18 protein-coding genes are annotated in these 15,633 nt (G+C 34.2%); 7 read left to right on the forward strand and 11 right to left on the reverse strand.

The features are described from left to right. Window positions 1–72: 72 nt before the first annotated feature. Window positions 73–927, reverse strand: coding sequence for a helix-turn-helix transcriptional regulator (locus tag ACQKOF_RS16880; RefSeq protein ID WP_427559364.1), 855 nt, complete (start codon window positions 925–927; stop codon window positions 73–75). Between the two features lie 122 nt (window positions 928–1,049). Here ACQKOF_RS16880 and fabF point away from each other — a divergent pair, with 122 nt between their 5' ends. Beyond that, window positions 1,050–2,285: a beta-ketoacyl-ACP synthase II gene (gene fabF / locus ACQKOF_RS16885; protein WP_427559366.1), complete on the forward strand. Its 1,236-nt coding sequence runs from the start codon at window positions 1,050–1,052 to the stop codon at window positions 2,283–2,285. Here fabF and ACQKOF_RS16890 read toward each other — a convergent pair. Beyond that, window positions 2,268–2,498 carry a hypothetical protein gene (locus tag ACQKOF_RS16890; protein ID WP_427559368.1) on the reverse strand — a complete coding sequence of 77 codons (231 nt, stop codon included), beginning with the start codon at window positions 2,496–2,498 and terminating at the stop codon, window positions 2,268–2,270. The genes fabF and ACQKOF_RS16890 overlap by 18 nt on opposite strands. A gap of 271 nt (window positions 2,499–2,769) precedes the next feature. Next, entirely contained in the window at window positions 2,770–3,060 is a 291-nt protein-coding gene (locus ACQKOF_RS16895; protein ID WP_427559370.1) for a hypothetical protein, read from the reverse strand. A gap of 271 nt (window positions 3,061–3,331) precedes the next feature. Between ACQKOF_RS16895 and ACQKOF_RS16900 the strand changes: the two genes are divergently transcribed. The 6 genes from ACQKOF_RS16900 to ACQKOF_RS16925 all read left to right on the forward strand — a co-directional run bounded on the left by ACQKOF_RS16900 (window position 3,332) and on the right by ACQKOF_RS16925 (window position 6,952). Beyond that, the gene (locus tag ACQKOF_RS16900; protein WP_427559372.1) at window positions 3,332–3,841 is read left to right on the forward strand and encodes a sigma-70 family RNA polymerase sigma factor; all 510 of its coding nucleotides are present in this window, start codon (window positions 3,332–3,334) and stop codon (window positions 3,839–3,841) included. Next, entirely contained in the window at window positions 3,842–5,149 is a 1,308-nt protein-coding gene (locus tag ACQKOF_RS16905; RefSeq protein WP_427559374.1) for a DUF4179 domain-containing protein, read from the forward strand. It begins immediately after the preceding gene. 217 nt (window positions 5,150–5,366) lie between these two features. Continuing rightward, a complete protein-coding gene (locus ACQKOF_RS16910; protein WP_427559376.1) occupies window positions 5,367–5,708 on the forward strand; it encodes a hypothetical protein in 342 nt (113 codons plus the stop codon). A 13-nt stretch (window positions 5,709–5,721) separates the two neighbouring features. After that, on the forward strand, window positions 5,722–5,982 hold the full coding sequence (locus ACQKOF_RS16915; RefSeq protein ID WP_427559378.1) for a hypothetical protein: 261 nt from the start codon (window positions 5,722–5,724) through the stop codon (window positions 5,980–5,982). A gap of 140 nt (window positions 5,983–6,122) precedes the next feature. Then, window positions 6,123–6,743, forward strand: a complete 621-nt coding sequence (locus ACQKOF_RS16920) for a hypothetical protein (protein ID WP_427559381.1) — start codon at window positions 6,123–6,125, stop codon at window positions 6,741–6,743. 2 nt (window positions 6,744–6,745) lie between these two features. After that, the gene (locus ACQKOF_RS16925; RefSeq protein ID WP_427559384.1) at window positions 6,746–6,952 is read left to right on the forward strand and encodes a hypothetical protein; all 207 of its coding nucleotides are present in this window, start codon (window positions 6,746–6,748) and stop codon (window positions 6,950–6,952) included. 156 nt (window positions 6,953–7,108) lie between these two features. Here ACQKOF_RS16925 and ACQKOF_RS16930 read toward each other — a convergent pair whose 3' ends face one another. The 8 genes from ACQKOF_RS16930 to ACQKOF_RS16965 form a co-directional block, all read right to left on the reverse strand. Further along, a complete protein-coding gene (locus ACQKOF_RS16930) occupies window positions 7,109–7,618 on the reverse strand; it encodes a ferritin (RefSeq protein WP_427559386.1) in 510 nt (169 codons plus the stop codon). A gap of 107 nt (window positions 7,619–7,725) precedes the next feature. After that, complete coding sequence (locus tag ACQKOF_RS16935; RefSeq protein ID WP_427559389.1) at window positions 7,726–8,358, reverse strand: Bax inhibitor-1/YccA family protein; 633 nt, start codon at window positions 8,356–8,358, stop codon at window positions 7,726–7,728. Window positions 8,359–8,554: 196 nt separating this feature from the next. Beyond that, window positions 8,555–9,316 carry a TerC family protein gene (locus tag ACQKOF_RS16940; protein WP_427559392.1) on the reverse strand — a complete coding sequence of 254 codons (762 nt, stop codon included), beginning with the start codon at window positions 9,314–9,316 and terminating at the stop codon, window positions 8,555–8,557. Window positions 9,317–9,823: 507 nt separating this feature from the next. Continuing rightward, complete coding sequence (locus ACQKOF_RS16945) at window positions 9,824–10,981, reverse strand: Ger(x)C family spore germination protein (protein ID WP_427559395.1); 1,158 nt, start codon at window positions 10,979–10,981, stop codon at window positions 9,824–9,826. Then, window positions 10,978–12,435 (reverse strand): spore germination protein, encoded by a 1,458-nt coding sequence (locus tag ACQKOF_RS16950; RefSeq protein ID WP_427559398.1) that lies wholly within the window; start codon window positions 12,433–12,435, stop codon window positions 10,978–10,980. The genes ACQKOF_RS16945 and ACQKOF_RS16950 overlap by 4 nt, the downstream gene beginning before the upstream one ends. Further along, the gene (locus tag ACQKOF_RS16955; RefSeq protein WP_427559401.1) at window positions 12,435–13,559 is read right to left on the reverse strand and encodes an endospore germination permease; all 1,125 of its coding nucleotides are present in this window, start codon (window positions 13,557–13,559) and stop codon (window positions 12,435–12,437) included. The genes ACQKOF_RS16950 and ACQKOF_RS16955 overlap by 1 nt, the downstream gene beginning before the upstream one ends. A 353-nt stretch (window positions 13,560–13,912) precedes the next feature. Beyond that, the gene (locus tag ACQKOF_RS16960) at window positions 13,913–14,800 is read right to left on the reverse strand and encodes a DUF3298 domain-containing protein (protein ID WP_427559404.1); all 888 of its coding nucleotides are present in this window, start codon (window positions 14,798–14,800) and stop codon (window positions 13,913–13,915) included. Then, on the reverse strand, window positions 14,793–15,311 hold the full coding sequence (locus ACQKOF_RS16965; protein ID WP_427559407.1) for a sigma-70 family RNA polymerase sigma factor: 519 nt from the start codon (window positions 15,309–15,311) through the stop codon (window positions 14,793–14,795). The genes ACQKOF_RS16960 and ACQKOF_RS16965 overlap by 8 nt, the downstream gene beginning before the upstream one ends. Between the last annotated feature and the right edge of the window lie 322 nt (window positions 15,312–15,633).

The following is a 15,633-nucleotide window of genomic DNA, read 5'->3' on the forward strand; positions in this document are numbered from 1 at the left end:
TGTGAAGGGGAACATCAAAAAGAAACCTACCTACTAAAGAGTGGCTTCAGAAAATGGAATAACGAAATTACTTTATTTATTTTCAACCGAAATCTTTTTCATTAATCGCTTTAATTTATTTTCTGTATCTGTCTCCTCTACTGGTGTATAGATACTGCACCGTAAATCCATTTCACCGTGAACCTGAAGAGAAGTTAAATTAAACAGCATTTTACCTGCTTTAGCATGTCTAAATTCAATTATCATTTCTGGAGCCTTACTTACTTGACTCTCTTGCCATAAATCTTGAAATTCTGGATGTGAATGACTCATTTCTTTTATAAATTGGTTGTACCACTCATCGCCTAAATAGTGGCCATAATAGGTACGGAATATGGCAAGAAAACCTTTCGCAAAGTGTTCCCAATTAGCGGCTAAAGCTTTTAATTCTTTTCTGGTGAAAACTATACGAATCAAATTTCTTTGATCATTTGGTATTTGGTCAAAATCTAAAAAAATATGAGCAGCTGCAGGATTCCAGCCCACAATATGGCAATGTCGGTCTGTAATGATGGTAGGACAATATGTTAATTCAGCTAGTATTCGTTTTAAAGAAGGGCTAAGCTCTGTTTGATCCTTTTTTGGATTATCAATTTCCGTTTTTGTTTCTAATGCCAGGTCATATAAATAGTCTCTTTCATCATTATTTAATTGCAACGCTGTAGAAATACAATCAAGTACGATAGAAGAAACTTTTATATCTCTTCCTTGTTCTAGCCATGTGTACCAAGTAGTACTTACACCTGCTAAATGTGCAACCTCTTCTCTTCGTAGCCCAGGTGTCCTTCTCCGGGTTCCGGCAGGTAAACCAATTGACTCTGGCTTGATTTGGGCACGCTTAGCTTTTAGAAATGTCGACAAAGCCTCAAGCCTAGTTTTATCATTCATTTTTAAAACTCCTCATGAAACCAATTTTTCCTAGTGGAAATTATACCATGATAAACAATCACTTGTAATAGGATAAAAAGATTATAAAATACAATTATATTATTGATTTGGAGTGATGAAGAGTGGAAAGAGTAGTGATTACCGGTATGGGAGTAGTCTCTCCTATAGGCAATAACATCAAAACATTTTGGAACAATCTAATTAACGGCAAGTCTGGTATATCTCTTATTGATACATTTGATATTACTAATCATAAGTCAAAAATTGCAGGTATCATACGGGATTTTGATGCAGATGAAATTTTAGGAAAGATTGAAGCAAGACGTTTAGATCGCTTTTCCCAATTTGCTTTGGCCGCAGCTGACCAAGCTTGGAAAGATTCTAAATTAGATCTCGATAGTATAGATTCCGAAAGATTAGGTGTGTACGTAGGTTCAGGCATTGGGGGAATTGAAACCTTAATTGAAAATATAGATACGCTTAGACAGAAAGGACCAAGACGAGTCAGCCCTGCTCTAGTACCAGCTATGATTTCCAATGCTGCTGCAGCGCAAATTAGTATTAAATGGAATGCAATGGGACCTTCTATGTCGCCAGTTTCTGCTTGCGCAATTGGAAATACAGCTATTGGAGAAGCCTTTAGACTAATTCGTTCTGGAGAAGTTGACGTTGTGTTTGCTGGTGGAACAGAGGCAGCTGTAACAGACTTATCAATAGCAAGCTTTGGGAATGCTACAGCATTATCAACAAGAAACAATGACCCAACGAAAGCTAGTCGTCCGTTTGATAAAAACCGAGATGGATTTGTCATGTCAGAAGGAGCTGGAATTCTAATCTTAGAATCCTTATCGCATGCTTTACGTAGAGAGGCAAAAATTTATGCAGAAGTTATTGGATATGGTGCAAGTTCAGATGCACATCATATGGTAGCTACACATCCAGAAGGTAAAGGGGCGCATCTTGCAATGAGATTAGCTTTAAAAAATGCAAACATAGCTCCTGAAGAAGTAGATGTTATTAGTGCCCATGCTACAAGTACACAAGTGGGTGACATATCTGAAACATTAGCTATTAAGCAGCTGTTTGGAAAACAAGCTTATCAAATTCCAGTAACAGCAAATAAATCTATGTTTGGTCACATGTTAGGGGCAGCTGGCGGTGTGGAAGCCATTGCTTTGGCCATGAGTATAAAAGAAGGAATAGTTCCTCCAACAATTAACTTAGAAAATCCTGATCCATTATGCGATCTTGATTATGTACCATCTGTTGCTCGTAAAGTGAAAATAAATACAGGTCTATCTAACTCATTCGGATTTGGAGGTCATAACGCGTCAATTGTTTTAAAGAAATACGAGTGAATAAACTTTCTCTCTTAAATCTAACCGTTTCTTAAGGAAACGGTTAGATTTATTCCAATAAATAGTTACATGATCGAAATAATGTGCTAAGTAATTCTCGAATGTAACAGTTACAATTTCATCTGCCTCCGTTTCGATATCTAATAGCAATTCATTTTCTAGAAAATTTACTGAGTATCCTACTAACACACCATCGTGAATAGATATTGTCATTCACTTCCTCCTTAAAACTGTTGAGTTGTTTGAAAAAGAAATTAGAATTACCCATGGCAATCCCATGGTACTTTAATTAAAGCCCTTGATAGTTGAATAAGCGTTGATTGTACTTATCATTCGTTATGAAAAGAATCCCACATCATTTCCATTCGTTTAGATCGAAGTTTAAAATTGCCCCAAGTATCTTCTCCGAAATTTCAAGAAAAGCCCTCAAATGATTTATCTTTTCTTTTATATCTTCAGTAACAATAGTAAAGTCGGTAATTAACTATAAAAGCGAAATCGGAAAATACTGACAATCTTTATCGTAGTCTCTAAATTTTTTTTGGACTTGTGAACAATCATAATATCCAGAATCAAATACCTTGAAGTCATAAAAAACTAATACTGCTTCATTCGTTTCCCATTCAGTGTCAAAAGGGTTAAGAGGGTGTTCTTTTGCAAATAAGAGATCCTCAAAAGTTAAGTGAAGATTATTATTTTCAACTTTAACTTTTTCTATATAAACGGACTGCCAGGCGATATTCCTAAAACAATTTGTTGATATATATTTTGACATATCTTTCAGTCCTTTTTATCGTTAAAAAGCAACAATATTTTAAATAACAACCTCTATCTTTTATTACATAGAGGTTTGAGAATAGGCTTTAATGTACATTTAACTACTTTCAGCAAGTGTTTTTGTACCGAAAGTGTAGCAACGGGTACAGAAGTCTCCTCACTCTGTACAATTTTATGAAATGAAATTTGTTACAATTGATCAAATAGTAGAAATAAATCGAACGAAAATGTCTGCTCGACTGTCTAATAAGTAGAAGGGAATGAATGTCATGGATGAACAAGCGTTGGTGAAGCGTGCGATAGCTAGGGATGAAGATGCTTTTTTGCATCTAATAAAACAATATGAACAGACGATGTACCGTATGGCATTTGCCTATTTAAAAAATGAACATGATGCCATTGAAGCAGTACAAGAAGCTACTTATAGAAGTCTAAAAAAGATACATACCGTAAAAGAACCAGGTTATTTTGGTACGTGGCTTGTCCGAATTTTACTCAATATTTGCCATGATATGCTTGATAGAAGCAGACGTCTTGATTTACAGGAAGACATAGAAATCGGTGAGAACGCCCCCAATAACGAGCGCTTTGAAATGACAGATATCATTACAAAGCTACCGAAAGAGCAGCAAGAGCTTATTTTTCTAAAATATTTTCAAGACTATAAAAACCGAGACATCGCTATGCTCCAAAATATTCCGGAGGGAACCGTGAAATCAAGGTTACATGCGGCATTGAAAAAGCTAAAACTATATTTTACCGAGAAGGGAGAGCTGTAGATGAAACAGGTAGAAAAGCATGACTATGATATTTTTGTCAAAGAACTTGCGAAAATTGATATTCCGCATGAGCAATTAGAAGAATCGCGTAGGAAAAATATTATACGCTACCAAAAAGAAAAGCGTAATCAACAACGTACATGGAAAAGCATTGCTATTACTTGTGTGTTGCTGTTACTTTTTGTAACGTCCATCCGTGTTTCTCCAGCTTTTGCTAGTGCCATCGCAAAAATCCCAGGCTTTGCTCCACTAGTTCAGATGATTACGTATGATAAAGGGGTCAAAGATATACTCCATAATAACTATTATGAGAAACTAGGAATGTCACAAACGAAAAATGGTCTATCCTTTACACTTCAAGGAGTTATTGCTGATGAAACAGGGATGATATTACCTTATACATTTTCAGCACCATTCGATGTTCATAATTTAGAAACTAAGAAAATGGAGCTCCGTCTAAATGGTAAAGCTTTACCCGCTGGAGTAAGTTATAGCTGGTATAGCGCAAAAGAAACACCTTTGATTGAAGATAAATTTGTGGTTTCATTTCAAAATCCTATAAATTATGACAATGCTAATTTTGAATTATATATCCAATTTGCAGATGAAAAACAAACAGAGTTTACGATACCATTTTCACTTAAAAAGCCAATAGCGAAAACGAAGACCTATGTATTGAACGAAAAAATGAGTTTTGAAGGTCAGCAAATCACCATCAAGTCTGTCTCTATTTCACCGCTCCGTACAGGTATTACAATTGCTCTCGATCCACATAATGATAAGCGTATTTTAGGATTTGATGATATTCGTCTATTGGATGAAAAAGGGGAGGAGTGGACGACAATCAGTAATGGTTTGGTGGCTACAGGGACATTAAAGGATGGCGAAGAAACATTCTTTATGCAAAGTAATTATTTTAGGGAGCCTAAAAAGTTAACATTATCCATTGGAAAAGTAAAAGCATTGCCGAAAGGGCAGGATTTTATAGAGGTAGATTTTAACCAAAAGAAAGTACTATCCAAACCACTTCTCTCTGGCTTAAAAGTTCAAGTTAATAATCACATGGTAACAATAAATGTTCCAACTTCTTATGAAAATAAAAATATCAGTTTACTTGGTACAGCAATAGATGCAAATGGCGAAACTGTTTACGGTAATTCAGGAAGTTATCATAGACCTGATGAATACGTAATCGAACAAACAGAAACATATGATCTTAAAGGAGTAGTCAACCCAGTTCGCATCTATTTCTCACATTATGAAAACTTTTTAGATGGAACTCAAACGGTTGAAATTCCACTAAAATAGAGAGGAAATTCAAGAGCCGGAGTTCTTATAAGTAGTAAAAAGAGAAACGTTAGTTTTTAACGTTTCTCTTTTTTATAAAAAAACAAGTACAAACTTTAATAATGAATAAAGTACTAGGTGAAAATTGTGAATATTCTCCCTGAAAGTATTCTAAAGTGCGTAGTAAACAACAGGTAATTAGTATATAATAGATATTATTACAAAATATGGAGGATTAATGGCGAAATTAGTACTACAGATAACAAGTGTGATATTAATTGTTTCCGCTATAATTTTTGCTTTATCACAAATTCCAAGTTTAAAAGATGAAAGGGAGGACATGAAATATTGGGAAGAAGCGACTCATAAACATTATGATAATAACCTTATAGAAGACAAATATTTTGTATTAAAAGATGCTTATACCTCTCATCTTACTACAACTTTAGTATCAGCATTATCTATTGTATTAACAGGAATATTCTTTTTAGCAATTGCGAAGATTATTTCATTACTCCAAGAAATAAGTTTAAAAGTTAATAGAAAACCTCAAGAAGAGGAATTTGAGTTGTTAAATTAATCGGAGGAATAGTATGTTAGTTAATATAAATTGTCCAATTGAATTGCTTGAGTATCAGCTTTATAGAAGTAAAGAAACTGGTAAGGTTTATTGTTCATTTAGATTTAGTAATATATCAGAAAAAAGAATTAAAGGTTTTAATGCTATCATTTATTGTTTTGATCAATTTGGTGAGCCAGTTGGTTGGGAATCTAATAGCCTTGAATATAAACTTCAGTTAACTGAATCAATAGGTCCTAACCAAGCATTTGTGACAATGAAAAAATTTTATTAGATAATTTTTCACATGCAAGAAACGTAGATATAGTCATTGATAAAGTACTTTTTAGTGATGAAACTACATGGACTAAAACTGAAACAGAGCTAGAGAAAGTAGAACTAAAAGAAATTAATAACCCGAGGCAATTAACGTTTGTGAAAGCACATGAAGGAAATGATGCAAAATATTATTCACAAATATTGAATGATAAATGGACATGTGTATGTGGACGTCTTAACTTAGAGAATATGAAAACATGTAAGCGTTGCAAAAGAGAAAAAGGTCATGTTCTTTCAATTTATAGTAATGAAGAAACAATAAATGAACATATTAAACAATATGAAAAACAGGTGGAAGAGAATAAAAAGAAAGATCTATTAGAAAAAGAACGTCAACATGAAATATTAAAGAAAAAAGTAAAGAAAATCTTTAAATATAGCTCTGTGCTGATAAGTCTCTTATTGCTTATTGCTATTGTAGGTTATGGCTTTATAACAAAGTTTACATTTTCATGGGAAAATTATCTTTTATTAAAAGATAAGGATAACTCTTTAATTGAAGCAGTAAAAAGCCAAAATATGAACGATATAAATTTTTTGATTGAAAACGGGGCCAATGTTAATTTTGTAAATAGGGATGGTGAAAATTCAATAAGTGAAGCCATCAAATTACCTAATAAAAAATTAGCTATTTCCTTAATGAATAAAGGAATGGGAAGTATCAAAGTTGGAAAAGAGAAGGATACCCTTGCGCATGTTGCAGTTATCATTATATAGGTATGGGCGATAAGATTGGAATTATTTCGTTTGATTTTTCTCCTAAACACCTAAATGAAAAATGGTATAAAGATTTAGGAAAGCCATTTGTTGATGATGAAGCGCCTCTCTTTTACTTAAAAGGTACTGAACAAATATTGCTATTAAAACCGAACGAAGAAGTAGGGTTTCTTTCATATGCAGATGACAATTTTTATTATGATTACTAAAATGATTAGAATGTTATTCATAATTAAGAAATCAAATCCTATTTTTGAATAAAATTGTTATAGTAAAAAAAGCTACTAAGTTTCCAAGAACGGAGACTTAGTAGCTTTTTTGCAATATCCAAGTTAAATCTTCATTTTTATAGTTTAAATTATTTTTTATGCTTCAGCATCTGGTGTAAATGAACGTGTCGCTAATTCAGCGTCTAGCATAAAGATGGCGTTAGAGTCATTTTCTATACGTTCAATTTTACGGATTAACGTGTCGAATGTTGATTCTTCTTCCACTTGCTCGTCAATGAACCATTTTAAGAAAGCCATTGTCGCATGCTCGCGTTCATCTAAAGCGATATCCGATAAATTATAAATACGACGAGTCACTTCTTTCTCATGTGAAAGGGCAGTTTTGAATGCGTGTAAAATAGACTCGAAATGATTATCGGGGCTATCGAAGCCATGGATTGTTGCACGGTAGCCCATATCACTTAGGAAATTGTAAAATTTCATCGCATGGAAGCGCTCTTCTTCAGCCTGTACTAAAAAGAAGTTGGCAAAGCCATCATAATCTTGATCTGTGCAATATGCCGCCATCGCCATATATGTATGCGCAGAGTAAAATTCAAAATTCATTTGATCGTTAAGTACTGTGTGTAGTTTTTCAGATAACATAAAAGATTTCCTCCCTTTGCAGTAAATACCTTCTGCATCTCTTATAGTATACAGCGAAAAAAGGCTATGATGCAAAGATTAATTGATGTTCATTCTCAATTAAAAATTTAATCAAATAATTTTTTTAAACGCCAAATTACTTCTAAAAGATTGACAAATAAATTAATGAAATCTAAATAAAGATTTAAAGCCATCCCAACGACTTCAGCATCTGAAACGTGATTATGTCGGATTTGGTTAAAGTCATAGACAGTATAGAGACTAAAAAGTAGTACAGTAATTCCCGCAATAATCAATCCGACCATGTTGCTAACAGGGATAAACATAAAGATTAGTGAAAATACAATTATGACGATTAATACTGTGAATAAATAGCTTCCCCAATTGGAAATGTCTTTATTCATCATCATACCAATCAGTGCTAGTACAATGAAAATAGCTACAGTCGCTACGAAAACAAGTAAAACAAGCTGTTGCCCTAGCTCCGCAATGTAAAATTGTGTTGTCCAAAATAGTAAAATTCCCATTAAAAAGGGGATTGTATACATAATGGAATTAGCAAGTTTAAGACTTCGCACAAAGAAGGCAATGATAAGAAGTACAAAAGCAATAATAGATAGCGGCATGACAATTGAAGGAGGTAGTAATGTTGCGATGTACACTCCGACAACTGTCAATACCCACATGAAAGCAAAGTGTTTTAAAATTTTATTTAAGTTTTGATTTTTAGCATACGCCATTTAGAGGAATCCTTTCTTTTGAAAAATAACTTTTATATAGTAACATACGAGTCAAATTAGAAAAAGATTCAACCATAAAAAATTTGTATAATTATCATAATATGGGCTTGGATTCCTTCGACTGAGTGCCAAGCAAACTCGATATGGTGATACAAATATACCTGGTCCTCGCTAGGACCAGGTAATATTTTTTATATTATTTTACATTTTTTCTTTGGTTTTTCACACCAACTAAATAACCACCAAGGGCAATTCCAACTAAGACAATCCAGAAAATAGCCTTCCATAGTGTTGAGTGTGGAAATTCATGTGGAATTATACCTAGTTTTTCATGTGCTAATGTTAGAACAGCCAGCTTTACACCAACCCAACCAACGATTAAGAAGGCAGCTGTTTCAAGTGATGGAAATTGATCGAGAATTTTCACGAACCAACGGGCAGCGAAACGCATCATAATAACACCGATAATACCACCTAAAAACATCACTGTGAATTGCCCCGCATTAATGCCACCAACATCAAAATTTCCGATATGAGGTAGTGTCACTGCAATGGCAACAGCGGCTAATATTGAATCTATGGCAAAGGCAATGTCTGCAAACTCAACCTTTAGTACGGTCATCCAGAAACCAGATTGTTTTTTCGTCTCATGAACTTCCTCGGGATTTTGTGCGGCTTTTCGCGAATCATAAATATGCTTCGTTGACATAATTAATAAATAGGCAGCACCTAGAGCTTGAATTTGCCAGAAGTTAACGAGCGTTGTAATAAGAAATAGTGCAGCAAAGCGGAAAACGAATGCTCCCACTAAACCATATAGCAGTGCTTTTTGCTGTTGATTTTTTGGTAAATGCTTAACCATAACGGCCATAACAACGGCATTATCGGCAGCTAATAAACCTTCCAGTACAATTAATACGACGAGTACCCATGCGTATTCTAGTAAAATTGCCTCCAAATTTATTTCCTCCTTTATATTTAGAACAGAAATGAATGTACTGCTTTTAACGTATTCTTTGCTTTTTTAGGCAAAATAAAAAGACCCATGCCTAAAAAATAGGCAAAGGTCTTGCTAAGCTAATTAACGGTTTGTTGCACAGAATATCTGTACGTTAAAATATGCCTTCACACCCGATGGTAAATAACCATGTAATGACGAATGTGAAATCAGATGCTTTTCACATCTGCTAGCTACTCCCCTTTGACATAATTGTCAAAAGCTATTCAATTCTTTATACATGAATTATAGCATGCTGATAATCAATTGCAAATAAAATTGTCGTCAGAAATAATTTTTTGATAATTGGATAAAAATAATCCATATGAAAATAACTATTAAGACAATATCGCAGGATATATTGGAATGTAAGAATGAATAAATAAAGTCTGTCTTATTCAGATTTAATCAATAAAATTAAAATATCCTCATCAAATAGTTATGTACATTTGTGAGGATATTTTTAGATTATTCATTAATTGTTCCTGTAAATGTTTCACGGCCAGAATTTACTTGGTTCACGTCTATTTCTAATTTACTAATAGAACTAGGTGTTAATGGAATCTTCCCATCCTGCTCTAGTTTTTTCCATACTTTCACATTTTTTCGATATAGATGTTCAGAAAGGCGATAAATATCAATACCTTTTGCTAATGCTTCTTTATACGTTGTTCTAATTTCTTTCTTCACTTCTTTTATAATCTGTTTTCTTAATTCTTCTTCGGAAACATTAGTTTTGAAACCATTTAAAGTTGCATTTAATTTTACAACTACCTCGAATGTTACTTGATCATTTTTAACAAGTGGTTTGATATCTACTTTTATTTTTTCCAATGTTGTCGTTAAATAATCTGTTTCGTTATCACCTAACTTAAAAGTTATTTCACCTCTATGCGTTCTATTGTGCATCCATTGCATTCCTCTTGCAGCATCATTCTTAATAAAGCCTTTAAACCCATCTTTAGAAAGTACACCGACACCTGTTAAGGCAGTATCCTGTCCTCGTTCCTCTGCCGTTTCCCAGTTTTTATTGATGGTTACATAAGGGATACCAATTTCGTGATTTGGTTCATTTAAGCCAATAACTAAATTTCGGAAATTAACGGGCTCGACGAATGTTTCTTGATCATCTGTATCTAAAGGAGTACTAAGCTTTGACGATCTAAGAAATTTATTCAAAATCGGCGTTATTAGAAGGATGTCTTTTATAGAATCTTGTGTACAATAGGTCCATATTTGATACCTTGTTTCCCTATATAGCAACACACTGTCTATAACAGAGATGGCATTTTTATTTTTCATTGCTTCTTCAGAGAAAATAATGTAAGTCATATGCCCCCAAAACACTTTTTGGTCGATGGATCGAAATAATTTAAAAAGTGCTTCTTCCAACGTTTTTCCCTTAGATTGTCCAACCTCTGCCGGTACTGCTTGAGGATTAGAAGTTTTGGATTTTGCAACATTGGTGAAGTTAATTAATTGCAAGTATATTTCATACTGGCCATCTTTATAATCTATACCAAGGCCATCAACATAATACATTCTTTGGGGTTCGGTAACATCCAAACATCCTGAAAGAAGTAGTGAAGTAGCTAAGCATGAGAGTAAAATAATTTTTTTCTTCATTGCTTCTTCCTACTTGAGGTACGAGTGCTATCCTGTGGTGCAAGTGCTTTATTGCGCTCAGTGTAGCCCTTTGGTGATAAGCGGAAGATCGATTTTTTAATAGTTGACCAATTTAAATCTGTTGCGAGATTCATGTAAGAGTAACCATAAATTCGAATATTACATAAGTAAAGAAGTGTAAAGTAAAGTGAGATGAAAAATCCAAATAAACCAAAGAAAGCACTGGCAAGAATGAACGTAATACGCAATATACTAATGGTTGTGACAAGAGATTGGTTCACAAGAGTAAATGATGCAATTGTAGAGATCGCAATAACCACAATCATTTCTGGACTTGTCACACCTGCACGAATGGCTGCATCACCAATAATTAAACCTCCAACAACACTTATCGTACCTCCAATAACAGAAGGCAGACGTAAGCCTGCTTCTCGAAACAATTCAAACATTAGTAGCATTATTAGCATTTCGAGAGAAGAGGGGAGAGGTAGACCTGTTTTTGCTTGGACAACTGTTGCTAAAAGTTGAAATGGTAGCTGATTTTGGTGATAAGTCGTCAGAGAGAGCCAAAATGCAGGCAACAGCAAACCGATTAAAATGCCAACAATCCTCAAAAGTCGTTCTATAGAACTAAAAACGATGGGATATTCATTATCTTCAGCGGATTTTAATAATAAAAATAAATTTACAGGTGTGATGACGGCATATGCAACACCATCGACGAAAATGAGAAAACGTCCTCTAATTAGAGCCTGAATAGCATAATCCGGTCGTCCAGTGTAATCGAATTTCGGGAAAAGCTTAGAGTTTTTATTAATTCGCTCCATTAAGACATCCCCACTAAAGACAATATCTGTATCTACAGCTGCCAGTTGCTTTTTAATTCCGTGTAAAATATCCATATCGACAATATCGTCAAAATAAAGAATAGCCACGGTTGTTTTTGAACGTCTCCCTAACTCCACTTTTTCTACACAAAATGAATTCGTTGGTAAACGTTTTCGCAATAGTGCAATGTTGACGCGGATGTCTTCAATAAAGTTATCCCTTGGCCCCTTAACGAGAACCTCCATCCTCGTTTCTTCTGGATTTCGATTTGGCTTTTTAGCAATATTACTAGCATATAAAAGTTCTTCTTCTTCAAAATAAAGCAGTAGGAAACCAGTATATACAAAGGTAATGGCTTCTTCTTTATCTTTGATTTTTTGAAGAGTCGGGATGTGAAGCTGCTTTGTAATATTTTCATCAAAGGATGTTTCAGCTAGATGATCATAAAGAAATTGAACACGTCGAACAATGACTTCATTGAGCAGTTGCTGGTCTATCATTGCATCACAGGTAATGAAATGAACCTTTTTTTGATTAAATGTATATTCCTGAAATTGGATATCTGCTGATTTTTGAAATAGTTTTTTTAAGGTGTTTAGGTCTATCGCCTTCTCCTGCTGAGGCATTATGATTCACCACTTTCCATTTCTTGTTTTTTAGGTTTATCCTTTTTAGAAGACTTACCTGAAAAGAAAGCTACTAGTCCGAAAAATATTGACAAAAGAAAAAAGAAAATAAAAGTAACTGATAATATATAGTTCCCTTTCACTTTCAAAAATATGTTTTCATTTAAAATAATTAGCGGTAGACAAAGTAGAAAGAAGGGGGGAGCGATCATTTTCCATATTTGCTTAGGATCCCCGGTCATTTTCAATAAATCCACTATAATATATAAGAGGAAGCTAACACGTATAAATGTTCCAGTAAGCCATTGGTAAATAGAGAAAAAGTCAAGATGCTCAATATAGCGACCAATCGAGACTAATCCCCATTCCTCGTAGGCAGGATATCTTTGCTTTGCAGCTTCGGTTGGACCAAATTCTGCAATTGCGGCCATTAGTGGTCCTAAAGTAAGCCCCATTAAAATGAAAAGTATGATGGCAAAATGATACCAACGAAGGCGCTCTTTAAATTGATGCTGTAAAAATATAAGCATTAATAATTCAATAAAACCTGATGCTGGGAAAATCATCCCCTTTATAACGGGTTGGAATCCATGCTCAAAAAATGGACGTAATAACTCGTATTCTTTTACCTGTATATTTGTAAATGCTACAAAAAAACCAAAGACTATTACACCGAATAATACAAAGACATTTAAAATAACCATGGTTTGTAAGCTTGTTGTAACGAGAAGAAGACAAAGAATCGTATAAATAAGTAATAATATAATGACCGGTGTTTGAGGTAAAAAAGTTGTGTTTACCCATTGTAATGTTTCAACCATCGTAAAAGCAGCTAGAATGAGTAAATAAATAACTATAATATAGATGACAATTGTAGAGCCTGTTTTCCCGATTTTCCCATCTAACCAGTCTCTAATAGGTTCCTGATTCGTCTTTTTTTGAATATAAACTAAAAGAAATAGCCAGAAGAATATAATAAATGCGGCTATTATTACAGATATCCAACCATCTCTCCCTACAACGTCTAGTAGCGGAGGAATAATTGTCACGTGATTTTTTAAGCCAATGACTGTCATAGATAAGAAGATGACATGTAAAATACTTATTGAACCTACACCTTTCATATGAAAACCCTCTAACGTTAATTGATACACTTTAGCTTAGACAAAAAATGAGAGGATTATAAGCGTGACAAACTACTCTGAAAAGAAGAATCTAAAAAATACTACTTTCATGAGCTTCGTATTCCCACCTCGTTCATGAACAGTTTTTTTACAGAAAAAAGCGAGGTATTTGACGATTGAATTGTCAAATACCCCGAATTTCAGAAATATATTTTAAAGGGCAGTTGTTCTCCCACCATAAAGAAGTGAGGTGAGAGAACAACTGCCCGTAAAAGGCCGATTGGTGAAGACTAATAATCCGTGGGATAAAGAAAACCCCACGGATTATAGTTTCACTTTATTATTGTAAATGATTAATGAATATACTTAGAGCTTACAAGTTTATTTTTTAGGACATCGGATGGGATTTCGAATTCCAGTAAGCCCATATAGCCAGGTGCTACTTCATATTTATCGAAGGAGATAACAAGCTTACCTTTATCAGAAATATAGAATTGTTGATCAGCTTTAATAGCTGTAAAGCCATCAATAACCTCGTCATCAGGAAGACCTCCGCCTTTTACCCAGTACACTTTATCTGAGTCGGAAGCAGCTTGTTTACGCATTTGTTCAATAATGTTTTCGCTGATCGTTTTAATATAACTATCGTCTTTAAATAGCATTGGTAGTGTAATTAAAATTTCATTTTGTTTATCAATTGTATCGTAGTGCATAGTTGTAGAAGACGATGCAACTGTATTGACAGTATAACGACCAATCGACAAGATTTGGTCATTATCTGTTTTTACGTCAAAGCCACTATCTACGCCTAAATGGCCGCCACCGTTAGCCTTTAAATCACCAACTTCGGCAACAAAGTCATTATAAAGAGCTTTGCCTTCTGAACGGTATTTCTCATTTAAAGTATCAGCAAGCTTTTTATTTTCTAGGTTTTCGATAGCAGGTACTTTTATGTCAGCATCATATGTGTCATCTGTTACTTTATATTCAGTCCATGTTAAAACTTTTACGACACTACCAACAACAGGAATATCTGAAAGTGTTCGTGCCATTGCAGGACTGACATTTAAACCAGCTGTAAAAAGTATTGCAGCCGCTGCAGTTCCAAGTAACCATTGTGGTGTTCGGTTTTTTCTCTTCTTTTTGCCTTGCTTTAGTGCGTTTTCAACCACAAAATCTAACTCCTTTGGAATGGGTACCTCATTATATTGTTTTTCTAATTCTTTTAATTTTTCATCCATGTGCTGTTTCTCCCTTCGCATCTTGCAATTGTATTTTCAAGAGCTTTAACGCTTTATAAAGACGCGATTTAGCGGTACTCAGCTTAATGTTAAGGATATTGGCAACATCAGCGAGTTTTAAATCTTCAAAATAATGTAAAATGACAACTTCACGATACATTAGAGGTAATTCATCTAGCGCATGCTCTAAATCAACGTTTTCGTAGACATCCTCTTGCGCAGGTGTTAAATATTGCAATGTTTCATCGTCTGTCACCTGTAAGCGTTTATGCTTACGTAAAAAATCAATGGATGTACGTACGACGATTTTGTAAAACCAGCTTTTCATATATTCGACATTTTCTAGTCGATCGAGAGAAAGCATTGCTTTTTGAATACTGTCTTGTACAACATCAAGTGCGTCCTGTTCATTTTTCGTATAGCTATACGCGAGCAAATAAAAACGTTCTTTCTGTTCACGAATAAACTGGACAAATATCTCTTCATGTTGAAATGCATTTCTTGTTTTCATGTCCAAAGAAGCTCCTTTTTAACATTTTCAAATTGTATACAACTACTAGACGTGTAAAAGGGGAAAAAAAGTTGATAGCATAAAAAACTTATCTTATTTTGTTAACATCCAAGACAAGTAATAGGTATATGTTAATTTATCCCTCATTATCGAGCAGTAAGTCTCTCACCATAAAATTTAAGCGAAATCGAAGAAGTAAGGTGGGAGAACACCTACTCGTAAAAACCTGATTGGTGAAGACTAATAATCAGTGGGAATGAAGAAACCTCCACTGATTAAAGTTTCACTTTATTTTGGTGAAAAACATAGCAAATTATATCCC

The sequence above is a fragment of the Lysinibacillus sp. NPDC093190 genome (genome assembly GCF_050280425.1).
Lineage (GTDB): Bacteria > Bacillota > Bacilli > Bacillales_A > Planococcaceae > Lysinibacillus.